This window comes from Bacteroides sp. AF32-8BH (genome assembly GCF_003435205.1).
GTDB lineage: Bacteria > Bacteroidota > Bacteroidia > Bacteroidales > Bacteroidaceae > Bacteroides > Bacteroides ovatus.
Genome location: NZ_QVLZ01000065.1, coordinates 1 through 19286 on the forward strand (window position 1 = coordinate 1; position 19286 = coordinate 19286).

Genomic DNA, 19286 nt, shown 5'->3' on the forward strand with positions numbered 1-19286 from the left:
ACAGTCAGTCATATTTAATGAAGTAAAGCAGATAATTACAGATTTTGCAGAAAACAATGGCATACTGCAAGAACTGGAAAAAATCGTAAACACTTGTCATGACAATGCCATGTACAAGCTCAAGGAAGATTTTCCAACTATGAAAGCTTCCGACACCAGGTTATTATGCTATATTTTTGTAGGATTTTCACCGCAAGTAATTAGCTTATTCATGAAGGATACGGTGGCTAATGTATACGCTCGCAAGTCACGGCTCAAATCACGTATTAAATCTACGGAAACAGCTAATAAAGAATTATTCTTAAGCCTTCTGGGATAGGTATTTCAACTTTATACTAGGTTCCAATGACTAATGCATCATCCGGTAATTAAATCTAGAATATGTTCAGATTGTTTTTGCCATAATACCGGAATGATGTAATTGTAGAATGGTTTTGTCATGGAGGTAAGCCATAACAGGTTTAATTCTCCTGGGAGGTATGTCCGGAAAGTATGAAGATGCTTTCATTATAATATCTGTTACTATTCCAGTCAATTGTCAGAAACTTATTGATTGCCCTATATTTTTTAAGGTTGTAAATCATCTGTTAGCGTCGTGTTAGAAAAATAAGAAGAACGAAGTCTTTATGTTTCTGTATTATAATGTTTTATGCAATGCGGACGTTAGATTTGTGGTTTCATTTTGTAACTCGTGATTTATGTGTTATTACTTTTGCAACCAGGAAAAACAAAACAGATGTGATAATATAAAACTGTTTCTTGTTCATTAAAATACTTCATTTTTACAGGTTGCACGTAGAATAAGAACAGTCTTATTATGATGACACAGCTTTTCATCCGTTTACTTTGGGTGCATGTTTTGTTTATCCACTTAAAGTTTGAGTTATCCTAGTTTGAATTATGAATTTGAATAGAAAAAAGTACTTTTTATGTTTTGCCTGTGTCTTGGCCTGCCTTGTGTATTCAGACAAGGTTTCCGCGCAGTTTTATTCTGTCAGAACCAATCTGGTGGGTTTAGGTACGGGGAATTAACACTTACTGCAAAAGATAAAAAATACATGTTTCAAATAACGTTTTTCGGTTATAGGCCTAGATTCATAATCAAGAAATTCTTTTTATAATTTTCAAACAAATATAAAGAGTATATATTAAGATTTTATGATACAAAATAATATCATAAACATCCCCCTGTCCGCTGACGATGTGATAATAAGAACAAACTGAAGTATTATTAAGCCCTCTATGGACATGTAATGAACAATACAGTTTATAAAGAGGCACAGATAACTCATTAGCAAGACGCAAAGATTATAGCAGAACCTTCATTGTTTTGTACTCATGAAGCTTAACAGAAAGCTGAAAAAATATATCCATTGAAGTTTCACATCTTTGCCGTATACCATGATAATATAATAGCAAAATACGTTGAAATGGTCGGTAATCCAATGAAGCTCCGGCAGAATCGGGCGGTAGTTTTTGGAGCAGAAAACCACGCAATTCGCTACCGATGGGTCGGGCGTGTATTTTGTAATGTAATTCTAGAACAGCGAGTTGCGCGAATAGACATATACCTCCTCGGATCAGTTCAACAGCCAGTCGCTGTAAGAATTGACGGTATCTGTCCGTCTTCCTGTATTTATGTTCGTGTCTTATGCAATATCTAAGCTTTTTATACCTCCCCTTTTCTTAGTCTTTGTCACAAAGTAAACACCGATAAATACCAAAGCCGTCGACAATAGTTTCTGTATCGAGAGTGTGTCCTACCCAACAGCAATGGCAATTACGGAAGCAACGATGGGGTGTGCGTAATTATACATGCTGGGCTGTATAGGACGAATGTGTTTCAATGCCATCGGGATGAGCATGAACGTAACGAACGTGACTCTGAACAGCAGATAAAGAAGCGCGCACAGCTGCGTCATGTTAAATGTTTCCCGATGGAATATAGGGACATGTTGCACATGCGGGAGACAAAACAAAGCGAGTGCCAATGTGGAAAACAGAAACATCCATTTCATCATCGTCACGGAAGGCAGGGCTTTTTCTTTCGGCATGAAGAGGGACGCAAACCAAAACATCATGCAGACGAAAATCGCTCGCATGACGATAATCGCTTCCGGCAGCATTACGAGGTCAACAGGTATTTGAATATCGGCATACTGACACTGAACAAGATCTTTGCCGATAATATCAAAACATACCCTTATTTTATAGCGTTATCAGACGTTCGTATGTATTCTCTCCTCGACATCGATTCTTTTTGTTCGGGCAGGAAGGCGTTTTCTGCAGAATAGCCCACCATAAGCAGACTGGTAAACTCACAATCTTCGGGAGCACCTACTATCCCTTTGACTTTTTCCACTTCGTCGGCAACGGGAATGTGGAATATAGTTCCCAATCTTTCAACGGTGGCGGCATGGTGCATATTTTCCAATACGCACCATGCCGAAGCGAAGTAGTTGAACGAGCTTTACTCTTAGGGTTAGAGCAACGGACTTTGTTTCTGGCGGAAGAAGGGCAGGATTAACAACCCACTCTGTGTCAGCATATGCTGTTGCTTGGACAGTGTCATTAGAAATAAACAAATGGTTCCAACTGATTTCCCAGTTTATCAATAGGATAAAGAGCACCTTCTTTTTTCAACAGGAATATCATATTACGAATCATCTCTCTACATTTATCTGGAAATACAGAAGAAAGCTCTTCCTTCTCTTCCTGATCCTCTTTCAAATTATAAAGCACTGCTTCCGGTTGCTTTGGATTTTCCGGCAAATAATAATAGATTAATTTCCAATCCCCTTCCCGATATACTGTAAAGTAATTACCACGATGAGCATGGGGAAAATGCATGAGAAACATTTCAGAACGCTTTTTATTTACTTTACCACTTAACTGTTTTTTTAAATTGAATCCGTCTATCACATAATTGGCAGGTGGTTCACATCCAGCCACAGATAAAACGGTTGGATAAATATCCATAATCGTTCCCAATTGATTTTGTATACCTCCAACTTTAATTGGTAAACGTTTCTGAAATTTATTACCTTTTCGGGGCTTTGCCCAACTCACAATAAAAGGCACACGCATACCACCTTCAAACTCCGTACCTTTTTTTCCTCTCAATGGAGCGGAAGAACCATATCCCCGTTCTTCTCCTAAAGGTGCGTCTCCACCGTTATCTCCCAAAAAGAAAATCAAAGTGTTTTCCGCAATTCCCAATTTTTCAAGTTGGTCCATGATGTCTCCTAAAGACTTATCCATGCCTTCTATCAATGTAGCAAAGGCCCTGGCCTGTTCCTTCTTATTTGGATCTGTATAACGGGACAGAAAACTTTTATCAGCCTGAAAAGGTGCATGGACAGCATAATGAGACATATTCAAATAAAAAGGACGCTTTTCCTTTACAGCTTTAGCTATCTCACGATTAGCTTCTATTGTCAACGCTTCAGTCAAGAAAGTATCCGTACCATGGTACTTCTCCAAATCAGGAACTGCTCTAGCTCTTGTTCCCTTAATATGGCCATACCCCCACTCACCATAATAGCTGCCGGGATGTCCGATTCCCGCACCTGCAATATTGACATCAAAACCTAGATTCAATGGGTTTTCACCTTCACTGTTCATACAACCTAGATGAGATTTTCCAATATGAATTGTCTTATATCCGGCCTGTCGCAAAACCTTGGGCATAGTTGGAGTATTTTTTGTTAATCCTTTCCAGTTCCAATCGGGAGGCCCAAAAGGAGTACGGTTATTACTTTCAGCGTTAATCCAATTAGTAGTACGATGTCTTGTAGCGTTTTGTCCTGTCAAAAGCGAAACCCTGGAGGGAGAACTCACACTTTGCGCATAAAAAGTGGAAAAACAGATACCTTGTTTCGCCATTCTCTCCATATTAGGGGTGTGATACCAATTATTTAATGGATGACGTACCCGATTTCCATTCTCATCTGTCAAAAAAGGAACAGAAGTATCCATAAGCCCCATATCATCTACCAAAAAAACAATGATATTGGGACGTTCTTGATAATCGCCAATCATTGACGAAGTTGCTACTAGAAAATTAAATAAGAGCATGCTTACATTTTATGATTAAAAATCTCTCAAACTACCTAAAAATAAAATATTCCATTCTGACTTCTCTACTTTCTTCTTTTTCCAATATAGCTTTCGTCACTTTTACCCTCTCCGAATATTTTTCGACCAAGTACATTTTTTCATTTCACCTTTTCATAAATTATATAATTAGTCCATCAGAGCATTACCTGTCTCAGTCCGTGCCAATCGTATAAAAACTGTTCCTTTATTGGGAGCAATATATTTTCAAGTAGCGTCCGAGACAGACAAAGGACTGAAAGCTCCTATTACATAGAAAACATGTCTTTTTATGATAGTCGTAATATAAAATAGCAATTATTTCACAACAAACGTATTAAAAGAATGTGCCTGTAAAGTTACATTTAAATGCTTCTCCCCTAATTGTACCGTCATTTGCTGCGCAACATCACCATAATTACCTGCTACTATCAAATATTTACCTTCTGGAGTCAAGAAAGCAATAACAGACAAATTATCCTCCCCCTTCTCTTTATATTGTAAAACCCTTGTACCTGAAACAACCTGATTGCAAAAATGCTTCACCGCATAGTATTCTGGTGTATACGTAATAGTCCCGGTTTTAGAATCTACACGAATCAAAGCATTTTGTTTCCATCCCCAGCTACTTTTTCCTTCGTCAGATAAAATCGCATTCCAAAAAGTATACTCCTCACAACCATTACCTATATAATGATTGATCAACCTAAATGTATGTTCTGCCGCTTTCCAATCAAACGTTCCTGAACCACATTCACTCTCTGTCTGCATATACTTATAATACGGATATTTCTTGCGGATAGCAGGCAAAATCTGTCCTCCCCACCATTGAAATCCTAATCCTTCCACTGCATCTTTCATACGAGAATCTGACAGAATCTTATCTACAACATCAAAACGATTGGTATTGAGTGTTCCAAGAAAAAGTGAAACCTCCGGGTGTTGTTTCTTTAACTCTGGCGCCAAATATTCGACATTAAATCTTATAATCCCCTCAGGCGTCCATGCACAACCCGGATAAATGGTATATGCCCATGGTTCATTCTGAAACATCACTCTTGATATGGAAATATTCTCTTCCCGATAGGCAGAAACAAACCTACAGAAATAATTGGCATAGGTTTTCAAATAACGAGAATCCTGAATAAAATAATCATTCACAGCCAATTGCTTTGGATAATATGCAGCATCCTTCCCCGTAGTATTTTCATATAGAACAACATCAGACAAAGGAGACATTTTATTCTGTCCATTCCAACTACGTACTGAATAATAATGGTTAACCTTCATCCAGGACGGCGGTGACCAAGGAGATGCCCAAAAGATTACATCAGGATTACAGTGCAGAACTCTTTTACAGAAAGGGATAATTGTCTTCTTATCACGTTCTATAGAAAAGTACTTTAACTGAAAATCACCGGACACTTCATCACAACTATACCAGTCCCGTGCATAATCATTGGCATTCATCGGTATACGCCCCATGGAAAAACGTAAAGCGCCTTCTTTTGAAAAAAGATTACTTAATACTTCCTTCTGTTGTTCAAAGGGCAACAAATTCAAAGCATCCCATCCCAGTTCGTTGAGACAAGTTCCCCATCTTTTGAATACCTGAATGCTTTCTGTTGTATCCACCTTTAAAGCGGGTTCCTTATCAGGCTTTAATTGTAATCTGATTTTCGATTCTTTCCACATATTTCCTTCCGTGCTGTAGATCCATGTGCAGGACTGGGCAGATACACTTTCCACCCCCATCAACAAAACTATAAATATAAAAATTATTCTTTTCATTTTCTCCTTTTTTAGAATATTTCAATTAACTAAAAATCAGATAAATTTATCCGAGATACCCCCTCGATACTTGGCAACATAATCCCATCAGCCTGTTGAACTTTTATGACGATAATATGTTCCTCCGCGGTCTGATATACATGTGACGGAGTGTTTTTTCCTGCAAACATCTCAGATTTATCATCTCCCCATTGAATATTACCAGACAGTTTACTGCCTGTAAATTCAAGAAAACCAAATGATTTCCCGCTATGCTCTATTGTTACAAGGCAATAGTCCTTAAAAGGGTCTTCTTCCGGTCCCTCCTGCAAAATATCCCCTCCACCGCTACATGAATATACCATGAAAAAAATTAAAGTCAGTCCAATATGTTTCAATATCTCCTTCATATTCTCCTATTTCTTATTTTGATTACCTATTGCAAAACGTATTCTTTTTTCTTCATACTCGTCTTCATCCTCTATTTTCTTCCGGAGCACAATGACATACTCTCTGTCAATCAACTCACTTGTATCAATCCGAATCTCCGGGTTATCATCATTAGTAATTCCTGAAAATACCACGTTATTAGTTAGTGAGAGCACCTGATACTCTACCTGGGGACAAGTCTTCAGACTAATCTTCTTATTTTTCTTATCATAAGCAAAACTGGTCATTTTTTCCAAAGGCATATCTTCCTCCTTGAGAATAATTTCAGATTTCAATAGTGAGCCACCCCGCAAATATTCCCAATCCTCTGAATATTTACCCTTGTAATATACTCTAATCCGATCTCCGGCCTTTATTGGTAGGGTTATTTTACAGAAACAGTCTGTTTCACTATGGTAAGAGTCTGCCGGATACTTAACAGGGATTTCCTCGGATATATATTCTTTTATAGTTCCGTTCTTGCCTACTAAAGCTATTCTCAGGTTTCCGTCAAAAGCTGACCGTCCGATGTTGTAAACAGCTCCTATACTTATTTTAAATTCTTGTTCTGGCTGAATATTAACAGCATCCATTACAAGTCCTTCATAATAGACACCATTCACTTCCTTCCTAATAAGAACCAAATTATCTGTAAAAGCAGAGGTGCCATCCTTATCTGGTATCAAGTTAAAAAAAGCAGCTTGCTCTTGAGTGTATCCACCGCTAGAACTGCCGGAACCCGGATTTGACGGATCCATAACAGTCAATAAGTAATAACCATTCGAACTTCCACTCCACCCCCAATTAACATGATAATAATTTTTCTGGGTATAGCCATCTATTACAAACATATGCCCTCCACCGGATTTAGTAGAAGCTGTATATAGAATCGGCCTTTTTGCATCAAGTTCTTTCCTTAACATCTGATGCCATTCACTCATAACACGGGTAGCCCGATTCTGCATATGAGTCCCCTTATTATATTTCATATACTTTATCATACCTTCCAGTGCATTCTCGTAATATGCCCACGTAGACTTCCTGCCAAACTGTGACTTTGAAATAATGCCACAATCATATATAAGAGTTGCAACCTCATCCTTTATATCAGTATCCGAATTCTTATCAACTTTTACCGGCATCTTGCTCCAAACATAAGGACGATCAAAAGTTTTGCTTGGTATCTGGGTATTCTTATCAGCTTGTAGAGTATAAGCAGGTACAGTTCCTACACCCTGATCCGGCCATTGATAATATTGCATAATAATCGCCATTGCAGTAGCTACACAGCCGGTAATTGACTTTCCGTCACTGGTTGTCGGAGATAGTCTGTTGAAAGGCGCTTGCTGGTCCCACAAGGCTGTGGTTAATTTCACTATTGGCGTACCAATAGCGTCTGATGCCCGCGTCTAAGCTTTCGAAATATAAGAAGTGCCCACAACATGTTCCTCCCGGACCGCATTAATCTGATTGCGTAATTCATCCATCCAATCAAGCAAGTTGGGAGGCATATTTTCAACTACAAAATGATTCGAGCAAGAGTATCCTAATATCGGCATGGTAACATCATCTCCCGAGATAATCACAAACCCATCACTATCCATACGGTTAAACACATAAAATGCGGGAGATGATCCACCTCTCGTAGTAGTACTTTCACCATCCCAGACGAGCTGAAGTCTGGGAATTCCACCACGGGATCGTATCGTTTCACAAAAAAAACTCATAGCCACTTTTCTAGCCTGCTCCATTGTAATTTCATTAGCAAGAAGAATATGCTTTGAGGAAAATAATATAAGAAAGAAAAAAATATATTTCATAAAAAAGAGCATTAGACCACGTTGGTGTAGTTAAAAACTGGATATTGGAGTATTCTCTCCTACCGGGGAGACACTCCAATATTCTTTTTATAATTACCATCCGAGATTCTGTCCCAAATTCGGATTTTTAAAGCGTTCTGTATTGGGTATAGGATAAAAATACATATTATCAGTTACCGCACGGGTTTCGAGTAAGAATTTCTCATAACTGATTACCTCATTATTCTTCGTTATTTTTACTCCATATATATTGGCCGTCTGTCCCAGTTCCTTCCAGCGACGTACATCCCAAAAACGATGACCTTCAAAAGCTAACTCAACACGACGCTCATTCTTCAGGCGTTTAACGAAATCTTTTTCTGTAATATCCGACGGAAAACCGGGCAACGAAATATTTGTACGACCACGAATCTGATTTACCGCTTCACGCGCACTCATGTTGTAAACAGCATCTTTATAGTTGGGATCATGAAAAGCATTAATCATAGCTTCTGCATAATTAAGCAAAATCTCACCATAACGGAACAATACCCAATTATGCTGTTTTTTCGTAACAGTGCTACCAGCCTCGAAACTAATCGTGTTATTTACATACTTTTTCAAATAGTATCCTGTAGTAGTGGCATTCTGCAATGGCAATCCGTTAGTTCCTCCTTCCCATATTTCCACAGGGTCTACAGGCCATTTCATTTCATTGCAAACAATCGTATATTTCATACGAGGATCACGATTATCGTATGGATTTGACTGATTATTCCATACAAAAGGAGTACCATCCTTCATATCATACGCTTCCATCAAGTTTTGTGTCGGACAGGTAGATGTCTTTCCACCCTCCACTCCAATAGGAAAATTAGCCTTCTCAAAGTCACCGCTCTCACCTGTCGGACGATACAATATCACCTCAGCTTTCTGATTATTAACGTCATTAAATATTTGAGGATAAGGAACCAAGTCCAAGCCTAAATCTGTTTTCTGTTTAATAATATCATAAGCAGCTTCTGCGGCTTGTTTCCATTTATCTTCACTATCTTCTGAAAATAAAGGGCTGGCCATATACAAAGTAACACGCGATTTTAATGCCATAGCAGCTGCCCGCGTAACACGTCCTTTCTCTTTTGTACTGAAATTATCATAATTCACAGGCAAAATCTGTGCAAGATCCGAACATTCATCCACGATGAATTTAGCAATTTTCTCATAAGATTCAGGATTTACCCCGTTAGCTTCATTCTGTGCCAAGACATCTAGTACAAAAGGAATATTGCGATAACGCTTGATTAATTCAAAATAGAAATATGCTCTAAGGAAACGGACTTCATATTGATAATTAGTAAACTCTTTCATTATAGCCTCATAATCATCCGAATATTTCCATTCATCAAATGTCAGTCCGGCAGTTTCCTTCAAATAGAAGTTGGCTGCCCGAATTCCTTTGTAATAATGTCCCCATACATTATCCACCAAATTATTGGCAGACCATGTACCATCCACAAACCGCTGGATATTGGAAGACTTGTAAATATGGACGGCATCATCCGTAGCCGCATCCAGCATGGCCCCATCTATAGAACAAAAGTCCGCTTTTAAGAAACCATATACATTGGTTGCCAGTTGCTTCACACGATTATAGCTATCAAGCACCTCTTGTTTGGTAAAGTTATCAGACTCATCACAATCCATAAAATCACATCCTGTCATCATCAATAAAGATAGAAGCAGTACTATATTTTTAATCTTTATTTTTTTTATCATTGTCTCTCCAATTTAGAATTGTAAATTAAAACCAAATGTATATTGTTTCATCGCAGGATGAGTAACTCCCAACGCCTCCGGATCTGCAATATCAATGCCATCCAGACATAACAGGTCGTGTCCGCGAACATAAAGTTTCACCGATTTCACAATATTCTGCCTACGTAGCCATTTATCAGGTAATTGATAATAAACTTCTAATGTTCGTAACTTCAAAAACGAAGTATCTGTCACCCATAATGAGTTATTATTATAATTATTCGCTGATCCTAATGTAGTTAGCCTGGGTAATGTCCCATTCGGATTATTCTCGCTCCAACGATTTTCCCAATAATATCTGGAAATTGTATTATTGTTAATCAATGGTCGGTATACACTTCGTGTATCCAGCACTTGGCTATAATTGGCCACTCCCTGAAATTGCGCCAAAACTCCCAATCCCTTGTATTCAGCACCTAAATTGAAACCATAATAAATTTCCGGACAGGTAGCATTATATCCCATAGCAATTTGATCATATTGATCGATACGTTTATCACCATTCTGATCTTTGAGTTTTAGATCACCAGGACGTACTTCCGACAAATATTGTTTTACCTCACGTTGGTCTATTTCTTCCTGATTCTTATAGATTCCCTCTACTTCATAACCAAATATTTGACCGACACGACACCCTGTACGCTCCAAATAATCATACGGACGGTATTCTTCATTCATGTTGATAATTTTACTCCGATTGAAGGAGAATTGCCCGCTTATCTGATAAGTGAACTCGCCTATCCGATCATTCCAACCTGCCATTAATTCCACTCCATAGTTATTGACAACACCATCATTACGCTTGGGAACGGTCATTCCGAACACAGAAGAAATCGCATTACCACCATCTACCAGAATATCAGTCCGATGATCATAATATCCATCAATAGTTAATGACAACTTCTTCCATGCCATGAAATCCATACCAACATTCAACTTATGCGACTTTTCATAAGTAAACCCGTCTACAGCAATTTGCTTTTCAGTCATACCACTTTGGCTGGCCGGAGTATCCTTGAAATAATAACTATTACCACTTCCCATATAATACTTATACAGATTCACCCCAAAATCCGCCCTTCCAACTATACCATAAGATGCTCTCAATTTTAAGAAATCAACCGATTTTCCTTTCATCCAGCTTTCTTCTGAAAGAATCCAACCAGCACCTATTGACGGAAATATTCCCCAACGATGATTCGGTTCCAAAACACTGGATGCCGAACCCGATAAAGCAAAATCAAGTAAATAACGGTTTTTATAGCTATAATGCGCTTGTCCAACCATATCCATATATGCCCGGGAAGCATTCTGTCCATCACGATCCATCCGGTCCATAGCATAAAGTAAAACTGTATTCAGCCGATGTAATCCCCAATTTCTATCATAATTTAATTGGGCATTAAAGTTAAAGCGGCGGACAATTTCTCCTGTACTGCTGCTAAAACTCAAAGCAGATTCATTACGCAAGTTTTTATATTGGTCTTCTTCTCCATCCCATCCTTTCACTGAAGACTCATAAGCAAAGTTACGAGTATTGGAATCCCAGTAACTAGCATCGCTGTCAAGCCCCACTCGGACTGAAGCAGATAGACCGGGAGTAAGAGTACTCAAATCCTGTTGAATATTCATATCGGCATACAAAGCACGATTTTGTGAACGCGCATATCCCTTACCTGAAATGAGAGCAATAGGATTATTAGAATAAATAGTAGAACCTCCCCATACCTCATTCTTTGTTTTAACAGGAAACACTCCTGAAGGAACCTGGTACAAGGCTGTGAAGATATCATCTATCTGTGCACCTGGACGATTGTGTTCTGAGAAATTACCTAGCATACTCAATTGCACTTTCGTGGTTTTGGTAGCCTGTATATCAAGATTAGTCCGTATATTCAACTTTGAGAATTTAAGCTGGGTGGAATAATCTTCATTGTCATTAGTCGGCTTCAGAATTCCCTGATCTTTCAGATAATTCAACTGTGCATAATATTGTACCTTATCACCCCCTCCCTGAATGGAAAAGTTTGCATTCTGACCAAGGCTATGATTCCGCAAAGCCTCTCCCCACCAATCTACGTCCGGATAAAAGTCTGGGTAAGTACGATCTCTGAACGCGTCTAGTTCACGTTGAGTATAACGGGGGCTAAGATGATCATTTTTCAACCCTTCATTCAAAGCTTGGGCATAAGTATATCCATCTACCATTTCCGGTAAACGGACCGGAGTCCCCATATTAAACTCATAATTGAAATTAATTACCGGCTTGCCAGTCTTTCCACGTTTCGTGGTAACATAAACGACCCCATTAGCTCCTCGTATTCCATACAGTGCCAAAGCTACGGCATCTTTCAAGACAACCACAGATTCTATTTCTTGCACTGTCAGGTCTGATATGGAACGTACAAAGCCATCAACCAATATCAGCGGGCTTTTACTGTTTGTAGTCCCCAAACCACGTATATACATAGTAGCACCATCTGCCCAGGAACTGCCGGCATTCTGTAACACATATAGTCCTGGAATAGAACCAAATAATGAGTTAGAAGGATTAATACTCGTTTTATGGGATAATTGCCCTGCTGTCACCATTCCTCCCGCAGTAGTAGATTCTTTCCAGTCAACCGAAATACCTCGGCCATACTGCTGTATGCTGTCCGTTTCCTGTGCCAGCATATTTACCGACACCAGCAAACCTGTCATTACTAATTTTATAGCTTTATTCATAGTATTCTTTTATTTTCTTTATTCATTGAATGATTTTCATTATCACCATCCCGGGTTCTGCACTAACCCGTATCCTTTATTCACTTCCTTATCCGGAAATGCACTCAAATACCATTTTGCAGAAAATCCTCCCGGCTTTTGCCATACTCTTTCCGGCAACTGCGGAAAATCAAATTTATATTCTTTGGTAGTTTTATGACGATACACATTAATTCCATGCAAATGTTTTGTAAAATCAGATTCACGTTTCCAACGTATCAAATCAAAGAAACGGTTTTCTTCCCATACAAATTCACAAACGCGTTCTCTAAGTACTGCTTCACGAAACTCTGTTTTCTCATCTAGTTTTCCTTTCAATACCAGCCCTGGCAAACCAACGCGTGCTCTAACTGCATTGATATACTGATATGCTTCACTGGTACGCCCACATTCATTCAATGCCTCTGCATAAGCAAGATATACTTCAGCCAAACGTAAATAAGGCCAATGAATTACACGGTTATTGTACTCCCCTTTCCGGTCAAGAGCGAATTTACGTCCAGCAATCCCTGTTGACAAACTCTTACTATCCAAATTGTTCTTATTCCAATCCGCACCTTTGGGATAATTCTTTTTATCATTAGCATCTTCCTTGAATACCGCAGCCTTTCTACCTTGAAAATCGTCACCATCCAATAAGATTGTTTCACACAACCGAGGATCACGATTTATAAAAGGATTTTTCTTATGAACAGGATTATCCCAATCAAAATCATCACCATTCGCCATCGGGAACAAGTCAAAACATTCTTTTGTCGGACACCATGCGCCCCAACGTAAACTTTGCAGCAACGTCCTGATATCATTTGTCCTAAAATGCCTGCGTACAGAAATTAGGCTCTCTGTAGTACCCCTGGTATAATATGCATCCTGAAATGCCTGACGAATTGTATTTTTAGTTGCCGTTTCTTTTTGTACCAATTCATAAAAACCACCTTGTTTCCAAGATTTGAAAAAATCTTCCCCCGCTTTTGCCGCATCTTTCCAGCGTTGTTCACTATACCCGCCAAACCAAGTCATCAATTTATCAGAGGCTTCCCCCGGAAAATAAGGCTCGTCAGAATTGAACAACGGACTGGCTACGAACAACAGTACTCTTAGCTTTAATCCCATGGCAGCCGCCCCTGTCATACGTCCACTCTCATTACTCAGATCATCTTCCGGCAAAGCCCAAGGTAATTCTTTGCATGCAATAGCCTCATCCAACAACCGGGTTATGAAATCCACAGTCTGTTGCAAAGTGGCACGCTCCGGTAACCCCATTTCTTCCGGCATAATAGCATGGTCAACAATAGGTAAGGCTCCATAATGACGCAACATTTCAGAATACTGCACAGCAATGGTAATTTTGGCCTCCGCCTTCAAACGCAACTTCTCTTCCGCCGTCATATCCGGTACTCGGTCCACATTATTAATAAAGACCCATGCATGGCGAATCCCTTTCCAAGGATCACGTGCGTACATATTGTATTTAGTTGCATGAGCCTCTCCACCTGATTCGTCTTCACTTCCGGCATTATAAAGTCCCGGATAATACAACTTATCCGCTCCTGCATAACCAACATATGACTGTGCCAGATCAGTCAACGATTCTATTGAACCCACACGCATCGAAGTCGAATTATTATAACCGGTAGAAAAGCCATAAGGCAATTTCGAATAAGCATACCATAATACTCTCCGGGCATACTCTGCCGTCGAAAAAATAGTGTCGATAGTAACATCCCCGCTAGGAGGTTTTTGAAGAAATTTCTCCCCTAAAGCAAAATCCTCGCATGATGTAAAAGAAACATATGAGAAGATCAGTAACAGATAAATATATTTTCTTATCTTTTTCATGACTAACTTTATTTTTATAAATTAAAATCCTACTTTCAAGCCCATATTTATCACCATTACTACCGGATACATTGCATTACCGTTGGGACGAGATTCCGGATCTACAATTTTCAATTTATCTAATGTCAACAAGTTATAACCTGTTGCAAAAACTCTCAGACTTCCAATATTGATTTTGCTCAATATTTTTTTAGAAAAATTATAACCAATCTCCACATTTTTCAAACGCAAGTAGGAAGCATCACGTAACCATAAATCCGAGTCTCTGTAATTATTTACTTTATTCGTAAACGAGATGGCAGGAGCTTTAGCTGAATTTCCTTTTTCCGGCGTCCACATGTCATCTATCATATATTTCATTAACGAACGAGAATCTGTGGCTCCAAACGGTTCACGGAAAATATCATCCAATAAGCGGGAAACTTTTGTTGCGCCGGACCATGTCATACTGAAATCGAATCCTTTATAGGAAAATCCCAAATTTATTCCTCCTGTAAGAAGTGGGTAAACTGGATAACCGATAGCGGCAACATCGTACTGGTCTATCTTATGGTCATTATTTAAATCCTTATATTTCACATCACCCGGCTTAGGAATATACCCTGTTCCATGATCCGGTATTGATTTACCACGTTCGGTCTCATACTTTGCCACATCTTCTTCCGAAAAGAATCCATCGTATTTATACCCCATCTGTTGCCCAACCGGCTTACCGGTCTTTCTCATATAATCGTAAGGATAGGGAACTTCATCTTGAAAGACGATCTTATTTTTAGCATAAGCCAGATTGAAACCTATATGATATCTAAAATAATGAATTCTATCCCTCCAGTTTACACTCAGTTCATATCCTTTATTATCAACTTTGCCAATATTGGCAATAGGCAAATTTGCTGCTAAATAAGTTGGCAGAACCTTACGATTTGTGAGAATATCCTTACGACGCTCAATAAAATAATCAAAATTAACTTTTAGTTTGCTGTTAATGAAATAAGCATCCACCCCATAATTCTGCTTTGCAGCCGTTTCCCAAGTTACGTCGGGATTACCAATCTTACTTTCCACTGCACCTCGCCATGCTGTAGATATGGAATTTCCAAAATAATAACTACCTGTCGACGGATTATAAGAATCCGGCAGATAAAGAAAACGATAGTTACCACTCACACGATCATTCCCCACTACACCATAGGAAGCACGAAGTTTAAAATAACTCAACCACGGTTTTAAAGGTTGCATAAAGTTTTCCTCTGTCAGAACCCAACCTGCTGATACTGCGGGAAAAAGACCAAACCGCTTACCTGGCGCAAAATTCTCAGAACCATTATACCCCACGTTCATTTCAACCATATAACGTGTTTTCCAGTCATAAGTAGCACGCCCAACTAAACCAATATAGCTTCGGGGAATAGATTTAAATTCATCCGGATTACTATCCGGATAATATTTCATTGTTTGATTGTACATAGCCAAGGCTGAAACATGATGATCACTAAAATCACGCTTATAATTCATGGCGACCTCCATATACCAGTCTCTGCTCCGGCTTGTACTCTCCGAATATTGAAGATTGGTCTGATCTCCCACTTTACGCAAATTCACTGTACCATCTTCATTTACTATCGTCTCATAATGAGGATAAGAAGTTTTACGCAACTTTTTCAAAGTCACACCGCTATTATAAGATGCTTTTACATGTGCCTTCAAACCTTTAGTGATGAAATTCAATTTCTGCTCCAGCATAAAATCAAAATTCAGGATATTCCCTGCTGAAGTGTTATATCCTTTTCCATAATATGGATAAAGTCCGTCTCTTACAGTACCCGGCAGACTAAATTCTTTTGTATCAGGCCATATCCATTTTCCATCCATAACACCTACCCCCGACATTGGAATAGCCCAATAAATATCACGGAACAATAATCCGATATCACTACTTCCTTCATAATTCGGCGTACGCTTATCATTAACACGCCCACCTAAATTCATACGCATCAATGTGGTTTTCGTCAGGTCCAAATCCAGATTTATACGATAATTGTAACGGTTATATTTGAAATTACCATCATACTCTTTCTCAAACGACTTGAATAGACCATCTTGCGTCAACACACCCAAGGAAGCAAAATAACGGACTCCTCTTGTTCCTCCGGAAATAGAAAAATTATGTTGCGTTTGCAAAGCCACGTCCTTTATTAACATATCCACCCAATCCGTATCTGGATAAGCTAAAGGATTGCTGTGTGTCCGGTAGGCTTCAATCGCTTCATCCGTAAAAGCAAAGTTACTCTCTATTCCATCCTGACGCTGGGCATTGACATATGTACTTGCATACTCATAACTGTTGGCAAATTCCGGCATACGAGTTGGCATTTGTAAAGAATAAGAAGTAGATACATTTATTTTAGGTTTTCCTTCTTGTCCCCTTTTCGTTGTTACCAAAATAACACCATTAGCACCACGAACACCAAACACAGCCGTTGACGAAGCATCCTTCAAAATAGAAATATCTTCAATTTCATTAGGATCAAGTTGGTTGAACGAACGTTCTACCCCATCTACCAAAACAAGTGGTGACGATAATCCTTCTGTCAACGAACCGACACCACGAACATACATTGTTGCATCATCAGCTCCCGGCTGCCCAGTCCGCTGCACAGTAGACAACCCCGGTAATTTGCCGGTCAATGCATTGGATATACTTGAGACTGGTGATTTAAGAATTTCTTCTGTACCCACAGATGAAATAGCACCCGTCACTGTCACTTTCTTCGTTACGCCATACGCTACAACTTGTACTTCCTGCAACTGCAAAACATCTTCAGATAATTCAACTTTTAAAGTAGACTCGCCCTTATAAACAATTTCTTTACTATCATATCCGACATAAGATATGACAATTGTCGCACCAACAGGAACATCCAGTTTAAAATTCCCATCCATATCTGTTATAACACCTTTACCGGCATTCTTCACCACGACACTGGCACCTATTATAGGCTCGCCATTATCAGTTACCGTACCAACAACCGTCTTACTTTTCTGCTGCATAATATCTGCCGAAACAGCTATACTTTCCGTTACATAGTTCTCTGAAGAAAATGCCTGTTGTCCAAACACAAAAGACATCGCTAGCAGACATACCCATTTTTGGGGTATCTTCATTGGAGTGAAAAAGTCTTTCATTGCATTTAAATTTAAGTTACTAGAATGATTAAAAATTCATCAAATTGACTAAAAAAAACGACCTGACAAAGATGTTTATTCACACTGCGAATATAGTTAGAAAACCAAAAAACAAAAACCAAAAACGTACATAAGAAGTATAAAAATTATCCTCCCAAGTTCTCTATTAATCATTGTACAAAAAAACACCCTTTTAGTACAAAAAAATCACCATTACAGCACTACTTCTGCACTGATTTACTCTTAGCTTCAATGTCGCAATCCCTTTTCCGCTTCAATGCTTCCAGAAAATAATAATCTGCATAAATCAAAGGGACATCTATTTCGCTTCCATGCGGATAACTTCCAACAGAATGCATCAATAAGAAATTGTGATTTTCACCAATCTTACTCCGATAATCCGATGATGACAAAGAATGCATTACTTTATCTGCCGTCTCTTTATACTCTGCTTTATTCGAATACATGCTCAATTCATACAAGGCGGCAGCCATAATAGCAGCAACGGAAGCATCTCTTAATTCATGGGGAATATTCACTGCATCAAAATCCCAATAAGGAATCAAATCTTCAGGAAGATTGGGATGTGTACATACGAATTCATAGGCAGCTTCTGCCTGCTCAAGATATTTTAATTGACGTGTATACCTATAACACATTGTATATCCATAAATACCCCAGGCTTGCCCACGTGCCCAAGCTGATTCGTCGGAATATCCCTGAGCTGTGCAACGACTTCGCACCTTACCTGTTCTCATATCATAATCAACTACATGATAAGAACTCCCATCCATACGAAAATGATTCTTTAAAGTCATATCTGCATGTGAAACCGCCATATTGTAAAAAGTAGAATCACCGGAAAGAGAAGTTGCCTCAAAAAGAATTTCCAAATTCATCATATTATCAATAATAACAGGACACTCCCAGCCTCTTTGTGCTTGCCATCCTGTACGGGTATTCCATGATTGGATAACTCCGGCTCCAGGACGAAACCGAGTGGAAAGGGACTTGGCCGCTTGCACGATAATTGTATCATATGCCTCCTGTCCCATACGCATGCCATTTAAATAACTACATCCTATAATAAAGCCGACATCATGATGAGAAGTTATATATTGTTGTTTCAGAGTTTCCGTATACTTTTTCGCCAATGTTTTCCATTTCTCATCTCCCGTAAGATTATACAAATACCAAAGGCTTCCCGCGAAAAAGCCCGAAGTCCAGTCCCATACGTTATGGGCATATACTATATTTCCTTTAGTATCTACCGTACGAGGTGCCCAAGGTTTACCATTTTTTCCCAGTTTTTCTATCAGCAAATCATATTGCGCCGCTGCATACTCAACGTTTTCTGAAAGATAATTTTCCTCTACCCTTTCACAAGCACACACAAAAGTGAAAAACAAGGTTATACAAATTGAAATAATACTTTTCATAAATAATTCATATTATTTTGAGAAAACAAAAATACGCACGCTAATCACAAAAAAGGATAATATCTGTACAGAAAGGGGATGCCAAATATATGCAATGCGACAAAAAATAGAGATGTACAATAAACGACCTAAAATGTACAATAAACGA

10 protein-coding genes and 3 pseudogenes are annotated in these 19286 nt (G+C 38.8%); 1 reads left to right on the forward strand and 12 read right to left on the reverse strand.

Annotation, left to right across the window (positions count from 1 at the left end; genetic code table 11):
- Positions 1-319 (forward strand): annotated as a pseudogene (locus tag DWZ47_RS28055) (hypothetical protein); the annotation flags it as partial.
- Positions 320-1636: 1317 nt separating this feature from the next.
- Here the strand turns inward: DWZ47_RS28055 and DWZ47_RS28070 are convergent.
- From DWZ47_RS28070 to DWZ47_RS28125, 12 genes and pseudogenes are all read right to left on the reverse strand, one after another.
- Positions 1637-2158 (reverse strand): annotated as a pseudogene (locus DWZ47_RS28070) (EamA family transporter).
- Positions 2159-2219: 61 nt separating this feature from the next.
- Positions 2220-2569 (reverse strand): annotated as a pseudogene (locus DWZ47_RS31445) (nitroreductase); the annotation flags it as partial.
- Between the two features lie 2 nt (positions 2570-2571).
- A complete protein-coding gene (locus DWZ47_RS28080) occupies positions 2572-4077 on the reverse strand; it encodes a sulfatase (protein ID WP_117515467.1) in 1506 nt (501 codons plus the stop codon).
- 336 nt (positions 4078-4413) lie between these two features.
- Positions 4414-5886 carry a glycoside hydrolase family 30 protein gene (locus DWZ47_RS28085; protein WP_008776802.1) on the reverse strand — a complete coding sequence of 491 codons (1473 nt, stop codon included), beginning with the start codon at positions 5884-5886 and terminating at the stop codon, positions 4414-4416.
- Positions 5887-5915: 29 nt separating this feature from the next.
- On the reverse strand, positions 5916-6275 hold the full coding sequence (locus DWZ47_RS28090; RefSeq protein WP_117515469.1) for a hypothetical protein: 360 nt from the start codon (positions 6273-6275) through the stop codon (positions 5916-5918).
- A gap of 6 nt (positions 6276-6281) precedes the next feature.
- Positions 6282-7670, reverse strand: a complete 1389-nt coding sequence (locus tag DWZ47_RS28095; RefSeq protein WP_158570402.1) for a C10 family peptidase — start codon at positions 7668-7670, stop codon at positions 6282-6284.
- A gap of 33 nt (positions 7671-7703) precedes the next feature.
- On the reverse strand, positions 7704-8126 hold the full coding sequence (locus tag DWZ47_RS28100; protein ID WP_083793669.1) for a Spi family protease inhibitor: 423 nt from the start codon (positions 8124-8126) through the stop codon (positions 7704-7706).
- Positions 8127-8207: 81 nt separating this feature from the next.
- On the reverse strand, positions 8208-9869 hold the full coding sequence (locus tag DWZ47_RS28105) for a RagB/SusD family nutrient uptake outer membrane protein (RefSeq protein WP_117515472.1): 1662 nt from the start codon (positions 9867-9869) through the stop codon (positions 8208-8210).
- Positions 9870-9881: 12 nt separating this feature from the next.
- On the reverse strand, positions 9882-12635 hold the full coding sequence (locus DWZ47_RS28110; RefSeq protein ID WP_117515474.1) for a SusC/RagA family TonB-linked outer membrane protein: 2754 nt from the start codon (positions 12633-12635) through the stop codon (positions 9882-9884).
- Between the two features lie 42 nt (positions 12636-12677).
- A complete protein-coding gene (locus tag DWZ47_RS28115) occupies positions 12678-14513 on the reverse strand; it encodes a RagB/SusD family nutrient uptake outer membrane protein (protein WP_032849663.1) in 1836 nt (611 codons plus the stop codon).
- A gap of 21 nt (positions 14514-14534) precedes the next feature.
- Positions 14535-17699, reverse strand: a complete 3165-nt coding sequence (locus tag DWZ47_RS28120) for a SusC/RagA family TonB-linked outer membrane protein (protein ID WP_373245187.1) — start codon at positions 17697-17699, stop codon at positions 14535-14537.
- Positions 17700-17920: 221 nt separating this feature from the next.
- The gene (locus tag DWZ47_RS28125; RefSeq protein WP_117515478.1) at positions 17921-19138 is read right to left on the reverse strand and encodes a glycoside hydrolase family 88 protein; all 1218 of its coding nucleotides are present in this window, start codon (positions 19136-19138) and stop codon (positions 17921-17923) included.
- Between the last annotated feature and the right edge of the window lie 148 nt (positions 19139-19286).